Genomic DNA, 10,192 nt, shown 5'->3' with positions numbered 1-10,192 from the left:
TAAACCACGGGCAATTTCTCTTCGTTGATCTGCAATACCTTTACCTTGTAAACGCTTACTTTCCGCTTCTGCTTTTGCTCTTTCAACAATTAAAATACGTTGTGCATCACCTTCGTGTTGTGCAGCAATTTTTTCACGATCAGCTGCATTAATACGGTTCATAGCTATTTTAACCTTTTCATCTGGATCAATATCAGTTACTAAAGCTTTTATAATATCGTATCCATAATCAAGCATTGCTTCTTTTAAATCGCGTTGTATAGCCAGTGCAATTTCTTCTTTCTTTTCAAAAACATCATCTAATATCATTTTAGGAACTTCTGCACGTACAACATCAAAAATAAAGGCTGTAATTTGCTCATGTGGGTTTTGAAGTTTGTAAAAAGCGTCATAAACGTGATCAGGTCTAATTAAAAATTGTACTGAAATTTTTAAATGAACAAAAACATCATCTTTTGTTTTAGTTTCTACAATTACATCCAATTGTTGAACACGCAAACTTACACGTCCTGCAACTTTATCAAAAATAGGTATTTTTAGTTGTAAACCAGGGCTTTTAGTGCTTTGAAATTTACCAAAGCGTTCAATGATAGCAATTGTTTGTTGTTTAACTGTAAAAAAAGAAGAAAAAAGAATAATAAGTGCTATTACTCCTATAATTGCATAAAAATTAGGCATACTATTATATTTTAGGTTAATTAATTATTTAAAGATACAATGATTAAATTATTTAATCAAAATATCTTTGAAATATATGTATTTCATTTTTTGAAAACGTTACAATGAAATAGGAAATGATTTTAAATCAATTTAATTTTATAAAATAATTTTAATTAATAACTATATTTATACTTTATAAAATACGTATGAAAAAAATATTATTTAGTATAGTTGGACTTGTTGTGTTAGGGATTGTTTTATACTTTTTTACTATTTATTATATAACTTATAGTGAAGGATATAGAGCGGGAGAATTGGTAAAGTTTAGTCATAAAGGTTTAATTTTTAAAACTTGGGAAGGAGAAATAAGTCAAGGGGTTTCTGAAGCACAAATCTTTACATTTTCAGTAGAAGCTCAAGAAAAGGAGGTAATTCAATTACTTCAAGATTTACAGGGTAAAGATGTAAAACTAACTTATAAAGAGCGTTTTGCAACATTTCCTTGGCTTGGAGATACCAAATATTTTGTCACTGAAGTTAAAGAAACAGAATAGTTTTAAAAGAATAAATAAAATAAAAAAAGAGCTAATTAGCTCTTTTTTTATTTTATTTACTTTATAATGTGTTGATTGCTTTATTAATTCGTTCAATAGTTGCTTCCTTTCCAAGCATTTCAGCAATATCAAATAGATGAGGACCTTTCATTTCGCCAACCAAACTTAATCTAAAAGGTTGCATAACCATACCAAAACCAATTTCTTTTGCAGTTATCCATTGTTTAACAATAGTTTCAATGTTTTGAGAATTAAAATCTTCAATAGTTACTAAAACTTCAATTAATTCTTTCATTAAAGAATTAGTTTCAGATTTCCAGTTTTTCTTTGCAGCTTTCTCATCGTATTCAGTTGGAGCTTCAAAAAAGAAGTTCGATAATCCCCAAAAATCAGTTACAAAAGTAGCTCTTTCCTTAATTAAGGAAACAACTTTAATTACGTATTTTAATTCCTTTTTTATACCTTTTTCGTTTAGAATAGTTGAATATATTTCGGCTAATTCTTCATCAGTTTTCAGCATCATATATTGTTGATTGAACCAATTAGTTTTCTCAGGACTAAATTTTGCACCACTTTTACTTACACGTTCTAAAGTAAATGTTTTACACAATTCTTCCAATGTAAAAATTTCTTGTTCCGTACCTGGATTCCAGCCTAATAAAGCTAACATGTTTATAAAAGCATCGGCAAAATAACCATCTTCTTTGTAACCTCTTGAAACTTCATTTGTTTCAGAATTTGTATAGGCTAGTGGAAATACAGGAAACCCTAATTTATCACCATCACGTTTGCTTAATTTTCCTTTTCCAACGGGTTTTAAAATTAATGGTAAATGTGCAAATTCAGGAATTTCCCAGCCAAAAGCTTGATATAAAGCAATATGAAGTGGGAGTGAAGGCAACCATTCTTCACCACGAATTACGTGGGTAATTTCCATTAAATGATCATCTACTATATTTGCTAAATGATAGGTTGGCATACCATCACTTTTAAATAAAATTTTATCGTCTAATAATTCTTTTTTGAAGGATACATTTCCTCTAATAATATCTGTTGATGAAATTATTGCGCTTTCACCATCTTTTATAGGATCGTGCATTTTAAACCTAACTACATAGTTATCTCCATTTGCAATTCGTTTTTCAACTTCTTCTTTTGATAATGAAATAGAATTGTTTAATTTAGTTCTGTTGTGCCAATTGTAAATAAAGGTTTTTCCTTTTTCTTCATGGTCATTTCTATGAAAATCTAATTCTTCAGAAGTATCAAAACAATAATAAGCATTACCGCTTTCAATTAATTGATTTGCATATTGTTTGTAAATTTCTTTTCGTTCAGATTGACGATAAGGTCCAAATTTTTCATTCTTTCCAGGTCCTTCATCAAAAGGAATGTTACACCAATTTAAGGCATCAATAATATATTGTTCAGCATTTGCAACATAACGCGTTTGATCGGTATCTTCAATTCTTAAAATAAAAGTCCCATTGTGTTTTTTAGCAAATAAGTAATTAAAAAGAGCGGTTCTAACACCACCAATATGTAAAGGTCCGGTTGGACTAGGAGCAAAGCGTACTCTAACGTTATTCATTATATCTTGTTTTTAAAGTGCAAAGATAATTTTTCAATAGGAATATACGCACTTTAATACAAAAAAAGGCTGCTGTGAAGCAACCTTTAAAACCAGCCCAATAATTGATTTTAAGTACCCTTTGATATTAATCAAAGAATGTTTTTGTGTGGGTATTTAGGGACAATTATACTCTTATTTTAAAAACTCTATATTTTTTTCAAATGTTTTTTGATTTGCAGAAGCTTCAGTAACTACATTTAATAAAAAAAAATTTAAGCAAATAACAATAAATACAATGAAGCCAATTAATATAGGTTTAGATTTATTTACTTCCATTTTTAGTTATTAAAAATATTTAATATATCTTTTTAAGATACTTCAAAAGTAAACAGACTAATTAAAATTTAAAGAAGGAAATACCCTATTTTAAAAAGGGGAAATATCCCCTTTTTTAATTTTTAATTTTAATTATTTAGTTAAGTAATTGATTAACAATAGTTTATTTAATGTTTATCTTAAATGTAATACTTTATGTATAAAACTTAAGAAAATAGTACTTTTAACAAATCAATTTTAAATAAGTTATTTAACTATGAAAACAGACTTACCTAAAGGGCTTATTACTCCTGTAAAAGCAAAAGAATTAAATCAACAATTTATTAAAACACGTTCTAAAGATTTAAATAAAATAGTAAAAAAAGAATCGGGTGATCTTAAAAAAGAAGATGCTATTTCTTGTTGGTTTTCTTTAGAAGAGTTAAAAAATTATATTGCATATGTTGAAAATGAAGCACCAGAAGCAAATGGGTTACGTGTTTATTTTGGAGCTTATTCTAATACTGATAAAAAGCAAAATAAAAAAGATTTATCTACGGTGTTTTTTGTACCAACTAAACCTAAAGTTGAAGTATCACAAAATGATAAAATAGCTGCTGTGGCAGGAAGTTCCGATATTGATGATATTGATGCATTAAATGATGGTATTGCAGGTGATCCACCATCTGCTCAATATCCACAATAATTTTTAAAATGCAAGCTTATATATATCCATTAATTTATTCAATTAGCATTCTAGTTGGTTTATTTAATTTCCATAAATTTTCTCACAATAAACCTTTAAAGTTCTTTTTTTACTTTTTAATTTACACATTAATCTCTGAAATTTTTGGATCTTATTTAGGTTTAGTTTTAATTGTAAAGAATAATATTGTTTATAATTCTTGGAATATAATCAATATGTTATTTATTTCTTATTTTTTATTAAATCAGGTTACAAATAAATTTAAACGGAATATAATTTATTTTTTAATAGTAATATTTATTATTATAACATTAGTAAATGTGCTATTTTATAATAATATAATTGAATATTTTTTATTGAATAATATCTTATTCGCAAAACTACTTATTGTTGTTGTGGTTATTATTTTTTTTACTGAATTATTGGAAAATGATAAGATTTTGAATTTTAAAAATTCATTATTCTTTTGGATAGCATTAGGTTTATTTTTATATAATATTGCATTTTTACCTGCATATGCATTATTTAAATATACATCGGTTTACGGGATGTTTAAATACATAACCTTAGGTCTTAATTTAATCATGCATACCTGTTTTATTACAGGTTTTATAATAAGTAAAAAAGAATTTAATAGTTAAAATTTGGAACAGAAAGAAGTACAAATAATGGTTTTAATTGCTACAATAATTGTAATTATTTTAGCAGTTAGTTTAATTTTCTTTTTCTCATATTTTCAGCAGAAAAAAACAACTTTTTTATTAAAGCAACGCGAAATTCAGCAGCGGTTTGATGAAGAGATTACGAAATCGAAATTAGAAATTCAAGAACAAGCGCTTCAAAATATAAGTTGGGAAATTCATGATAACGTAGGTCAATTGTTATCAGTTGCAAAAATGCAGTTAAATATTTTACAGCTAAAAGTATCTGAAGAACAGCGAATTAAAGTTCAAGAAACCAGTAATATTGTTGGAAAAAGCTTACATGAATTAAGAGGCTTAGCAAAATCTTTAAGTCCAGATACTATAAAAAACAAAGGCTTAATTGAGTCTATTAAACTGGAAATAGAACGATTTAATAGGTTAAATTTTATAAATTCATCTTTAAAAGTTTCTGATGAACCTTATAATTTGAGCAATGAAAAAGAAATTATTTTGTTTAGAATTTTGCAAGAATTTTGTAATAATACCCTTAAGTATTCTAAAGCTAAAAATTTAGCAATTGAACTAAAATATACAGGGAATTTGTTAGAAATTTATGCAGAAGATGATGGTATAGGCTTTGATATAAATGATACATCTAAACAGGAGGGAATTGGTTTACTAAATATGAAAAGTAGGGCAAAATTAATTGGCGGAACCATAGATTTAAAATCATCTAAAAATAACGGAACCAAGTTATATATTAGTTGCCTAAAATAAAAAATGATGAATAAAATAGATATAATTATTGTTGACGATCACGTATTATTTTCACAAGCACTAAATGGTTTAGTCTCTAATTTTGATGAATTTAATGTAGTAACTGTTTTAAATAATGGAAAAGAGTTGGTAGATTATTTTTCTAAAGAAAATAAACAGCCCCAAATTGTTTTAATGGACATTAAAATGCCAATAATGAATGGTATTGAAGCTACACAATGGTTAAAAGATAATAAACCTGAAATTAAAGTGCTGGCTTTATCAATGGAAGCTGATGAAGATACTATTTTAAAAATGCTTCGTGCTGGTGCAAAAGGATATTTACTGAAAGATATTCATCCTTCAGTATTACAACACGCTTTAAAAGAAGTTGATGCTTCTGGTTTTTATTATACTGAAAACGTGACTAATACATTGTTAAATTCTATTAATCATAAACAAAAATCAATTGCTATTAAATTAAAAGATAGAGAATTAGAGTTTTTAAAATTAGCTTGTACAGAAAGAACTTACAGAGAAATTGCTGAAGTCATGTTTTTAAGTCCAAAAACTGTTGATAATTATAGAGAAGCTTTATTTGAAAAATTAGGTGCTAAAACCCGAATTGGTCTTGTACTGTATGCTATTAAAGAAAAAATTGTAGTACTATAGTTCGTCTAAATTTACTGTATTTTAAATTGTAGTTGTATATTTAATTACTTGATGAATAGCTATTTTTAGTTTTATATTTCCGTTCCTGTAAAACGTTTATAAATTACATACAAATACATACTTATAATTAATATAGAGCACACAATAATTGTAAACTTTAGTATGTTCTTTAGTGAAATGGACTTAATTAAATACATATTATTTTCTTTGCTGGGTTCATTTCAAATGTATTTTAATTTTGTTTCTGGTATGTAAGGTAAAATCGTTAAATTATTATGGTAAAACCGTTTTTTTTAATTCGGACAACTAAAAATTAATTTGTACTTAATTTTAGTTAATTTTATCTTTTACTAAAGTTAAAGGAAATCTATTGAGCAGTTTTAATAACATACAAGTTAAACTTCAACACTTTATTAAAAAGTTCTATTTTAATGAGCTTATTAAAGGGCTATTGTTGTTTTTTGCCATTGGGCTATTGTATTTTATAATTACCCTTTTCATAGAGTATTTTTTATGGCTAAAACCTTCAGCAAGAACAGTTTTATTTTGGATTTTTATACTAGTTGAATTAAGCTTATTAACATTCTATATTTTATTTCCAATTATTAAAATAATAGGTTTTAAAAATGGTATTACTGAGGTTGAAGCTTCTAAAATTATTGGAAATCACTTTCCAGAGATAAGTGATAAGTTGCTGAATATGTTGCAGTTACATTATTCTGAAGAAAATTCTGAACTTATTGAAGCAAGTATTGAGCAAAAATCTAAAGAAATACAACTGATACCGTTTAGAGGTGCCATTGATTATTCAAAAAATAAGAAGTTTATTAAATTTGCTTTAATTCCTATTGTAATTTGGTTGTTAGTTTATATAACTGGTAATAGCACTATTTTTAATGAAAGTTTTTCTAGAGTAGTTCATTATAACACTCAATTTGAACCACCAGCACCATTTTCTTTCGTTGTTTTAAATAACTCATTTAATGTTGTAGAGGGAGAACCATTTACATTGCAAATTGAAACTGTTGGAAACGTAATTCCAGAAGATGCTAAAATTAATTTTTTAGATGAAAACTACTATTTAGAAAATAAAGGCTTTGGAAAGTTTGAATATCATTTTACAAATATAAAACACACAATTGATTTCTATTTGGAAGCGAACGGAATTAGTTCTAAAAATTATCAAATTAAAAGTATTGCTACACCTGTTATAACTAATTTAAAAATGGTGTTAAATTATCCAAAGTACACAGGTAAACGTAATGAAGTAATTCAAAATACTGGCAATGCAATTGTTCCACAAGGGACTCTAATTTCTTGGCAAGTTGAAACGCATCAAACTAATGTCATAAACTTTAGTTCAAACCTGCAGGAAGTTGAAAATTTTAAACAAAGCACCAAAGATTATTTTAGTTATTCAAAACAGGTATACAATTCTATTAATTATAAAATTTCTACTTCAAACCAAGAACTTAAAAATCACGAGTCTTTAAATTTTGCGATTCAGGTTATTTCTGATGAACTTCCTAAAATTATTGTAAAATCAGATATTGATTTTATTAGTCATGGTCCAGTTCAGTTTATTGGTCAATTAAGCGATGATTACGGCATTAACAAACTTCAATTAGTATATTATAACAAGAATAAGCCAGAACAATCTAAAAAGCATTTGATAGAAGTTTCAAAAGCTTCTTTTTCAGACTTTTATTATGTTTTCCCTGACGGAATTACAATTGAAGAAGGTGTTGCTTATGAACTCTATTTTGAAGTTTTTGATAACGATACAGTGAATGGAAATAAGAAAACGAAGAGTCGTGTTTTTAGTTATTATAATAAAACCGAAAAGGAATTAAAGGAAGAATTGCTAAATGAGCAAAAAGAAACGATTATAAATATTTCAAAAACTTTAGAAAAATCAAAACAATCAAATTCAGAACTAGAAAAGTTTAAAAATTCAATTCAAAAGAAGGCTGAAATTAATTGGAACGATACAAAACAATTGGAGCAGTTTATAAAACGTCAATCGCAATATCAAGAAATGTTTCAAAAGCAAACAAATCAGTTGGAAAAAAATTTAAATGAACAACCACAAAATGAAGATTTAAAAGACAAGAAGGAAGAGCTTCAAAAAAGAATTGAAGAAACCAAGAAGTTAGCGAATCAAGAAAAAATGTTGGATGAACTTAAGCAGCTTACCAATAAACTTGAAAAGGAAGATTTGGTTGATAAATTAAAAGAGCTTACGAAAAAAAATAAACAAAATGAGCAAAGTTTAGAACGCATTTTAGAACTCACTAAACGTTTTTATGTGGAACAAAAAGCAAATCAAATTTCTGAAAAATTAGATCAATTAGCAGAAAAGGAAAATGAATTGTCTAAACAAAAAGATGAAGAAAATGCGGTTGAAAAACAAGAAGAAGTTAATAAAGAATTTGAGGAAATAAAAAAAAATTTTAATGAATTAGAAAAGCAAAATAAAGAATTACAACGTCCAATGAAACTTCCTAATACGGAAGATGAAAAAAAAGCTATTGATGAGGATTTAAAAAAAGCATCAGAAGATTTAAAAGAGCAACAGCAAAGTAAAGCCAAAAAAAGTCAAAAATCTGCTTCAAAGAAAATGAAGGAATTAGGTAGATCTATGGAACAATCTATGGAAGCTGCTGAGGGAGAATCTATAGATGAAAATATTGATGATTTACGTAAAATTGTAGAAAACCTAATTGAGTTTTCATTTCAACAAGAGGCGCTATTAAATAAGTTTTCTAGTTCAAATGATCACCATCCAGAATACCCAAAAAACATAAAACAGCAACATAACTTAAAAGAATACTTTGAACATATTGATGATAGTTTATATTTGCTTTCTTTACGCATTGCAAAAATGGGAGTGGCTATTCAAAAGGAAGTTTCTGATGCACATTATAACATTGATGAATCTTTATTGAATTTTACTGAAAATAGATTTGATCAAGGAGTTTCTAACCAACAATTTGTAATTACTGCAGTTAATAATTTAGCAAATTCATTGAGTAATTTATTAGAAAGTTTAATGAATGCTTCGCCTAGTTTAGGTGAAGGAAAGGGAAGTTCTCAAGAGTTTAGTTTGCCCGATGTTATTAAAAAGCAGGGAGAATTGACGAAACAAATGAAGGAGGGAACCAGAAAGGGAGAGAAGCCAGACGAAAAAGAAGGTAAAGAAAAGGGTGAAAAACCCGGTGATGGAGGAGAGCAAATGAATGGTGATTTATATGAAATTTATAAACAGCAATCTAAATTAAGGGAAATGCTTAAAGAAATGTTAGGTGAAGATGGTAATAAACCTGGTAGTGGTTCAGGTGAAGCTATAAAGCAAATGGAAGATTTAGAAAAGGCTTTACTAGAAAAAGGTTTCACTAGAGAGGTCATTCAAAAGATGGAGGAGTTGAATTATGAATTGTTAAAATTGGAAAAAGCTACTTTACAACAAGGACAAGATAAAATGAGAAAATCTGAAACTAACATTGAAGAGTTTCAAAAAAGAAATATTGATAAATTAAAACTTCAAAATCAGTATTTTAATTATAACGAAATATTAAATAGACAATCATTACCTTTGCGCACAATTTATAAAAAGAAAGTGCAAGAGTACTTTAAAACAGTAAAATAAAATAATAAAATGATTCTATTTAATTACGAAACTAATTTTAAATTAACCAATGAAGAGGCCATACAAAAATGGATTTCTGAGTGTATTGAAACTCGTGGATTTACGGAAGGTGAATTAAATTACATTTTTTGTGATGATGAATATTTACTTAAATTGAATGTTGAATTTTTAGAACATGATACTTTAACAGATATTATTAGTTTCGATTATACATTAGGTAAGCTTATTAGTGGAGATATTTTTATTTCAGTAGAAAGAGTTCAAGAAAACGCCAATATTTTCTCGCAAACATTTGATAATGAGCTAAATAGAGTAATAATTCATGGGGTTTTACATTATATGGGCTATAAAGATAAAACAGATGAAGCAAAAGCTGAAATGAGGAGCGAAGAAGAGAAATGTTTAGCTTTATTAGAATCTTAATAACGTTCCACGTGGAACACAATACAATCAAATATGTTTAATTCGGTTTATGATGTTATAGTTGTTGGAGGTGGACACGCCGGGAGTGAAGCTGCTGCAGCTAGTGCTAATATGGGTGCACATACACTTTTAATAACAATGAATTTACAAAATATTGCTCAAATGAGTTGTAATCCAGCTATGGGAGGAATCGCAAAAGGGCAAATTGTTAGGGAAATAGATGCTTTAGGTGGTTATAGT

Annotated in this window: 9 protein-coding genes; 7 read left to right on the top strand and 2 right to left on the bottom strand. The window is 27.3% G+C overall.

Annotated features, from left to right (window positions below; genetic code table 11):
- A partial coding sequence (locus ABY863_RS10610; protein ID WP_372794614.1) for an SPFH domain-containing protein occupies positions 1–678 on the bottom strand: 678 nt, incomplete at its 3' end.
- A gap of 188 nt (positions 679–866) precedes the next feature.
- Between ABY863_RS10610 and ABY863_RS10605 the strand changes: the two genes are divergently transcribed.
- A complete protein-coding gene (locus ABY863_RS10605) occupies positions 867–1,214 on the top strand; it encodes a 6-phosphogluconate dehydrogenase (protein WP_372794612.1) in 348 nt (115 codons plus the stop codon).
- Positions 1,215–1,275: 61 nt separating this feature from the next.
- Here ABY863_RS10605 and gltX read toward each other — a convergent pair whose 3' ends face one another.
- Complete coding sequence (gene gltX, locus ABY863_RS10600; protein ID WP_372794616.1) at positions 1,276–2,808, bottom strand: glutamate--tRNA ligase; 1,533 nt, start codon at positions 2,806–2,808, stop codon at positions 1,276–1,278.
- 571 nt (positions 2,809–3,379) lie between these two features.
- On the opposite strand from gltX, the gene ABY863_RS10595 reads away from it, so the two are divergent.
- The 6 genes from ABY863_RS10595 to ABY863_RS10570 form a co-directional block, all read left to right on the top strand.
- A complete protein-coding gene (locus tag ABY863_RS10595; RefSeq protein WP_372794610.1) occupies positions 3,380–3,808 on the top strand; it encodes a hypothetical protein in 429 nt (142 codons plus the stop codon).
- A gap of 644 nt (positions 3,809–4,452) precedes the next feature.
- On the top strand, positions 4,453–5,229 hold the full coding sequence (locus ABY863_RS10590; protein WP_372794608.1) for a sensor histidine kinase: 777 nt from the start codon (positions 4,453–4,455) through the stop codon (positions 5,227–5,229).
- A gap of 6 nt (positions 5,230–5,235) precedes the next feature.
- Complete coding sequence (locus ABY863_RS10585) at positions 5,236–5,880, top strand: response regulator (RefSeq protein WP_372794606.1); 645 nt, start codon at positions 5,236–5,238, stop codon at positions 5,878–5,880.
- Positions 5,881–6,250: 370 nt separating this feature from the next.
- Positions 6,251–9,529 carry a DUF4175 family protein gene (locus ABY863_RS10580; protein WP_372794604.1) on the top strand — a complete coding sequence of 1,093 codons (3,279 nt, stop codon included), beginning with the start codon at positions 6,251–6,253 and terminating at the stop codon, positions 9,527–9,529.
- A gap of 9 nt (positions 9,530–9,538) precedes the next feature.
- Positions 9,539–9,952, top strand: coding sequence for an rRNA maturation RNase YbeY (gene ybeY / locus ABY863_RS10575; RefSeq protein WP_372794602.1), 414 nt, complete (start codon positions 9,539–9,541; stop codon positions 9,950–9,952).
- Between the two features lie 33 nt (positions 9,953–9,985).
- Positions 9,986–10,192 (top strand): FAD-dependent oxidoreductase (locus ABY863_RS10570; protein ID WP_372794600.1); only part of this gene is annotated, 207 nt, incomplete at its 3' end.

The sequence above is a fragment of the Lutibacter sp. genome (assembly GCF_041562875.1).
Taxonomy (GTDB): domain Bacteria; phylum Bacteroidota; class Bacteroidia; order Flavobacteriales; family Flavobacteriaceae; genus Lutibacter.
Note: the sequence above shows the minus strand (reverse complement) of the source record. Positions and strands in the feature narration are given on the sequence as shown.

What these genes read in the sequence shown, in the direction of transcription:
- ABY863_RS10605 (WP_372794612.1), top strand. Translation starts at nt 867, where the DNA reads ATGAAAAAAATATTATTTAGTATAGTTGGACTTGTTGTGTTAGGGATT.
- ABY863_RS10595 (WP_372794610.1), top strand. Translation starts at nt 3,380, where the DNA reads ATGAAAACAGACTTACCTAAAGGGCTTATTACTCCTGTAAAAGCAAAA.
- ABY863_RS10585 (WP_372794606.1), top strand. Translation starts at nt 5,236, where the DNA reads ATGAATAAAATAGATATAATTATTGTTGACGATCACGTATTATTTTCA.
- ybeY (WP_372794602.1), top strand. Translation starts at nt 9,539, where the DNA reads ATGATTCTATTTAATTACGAAACTAATTTTAAATTAACCAATGAAGAG.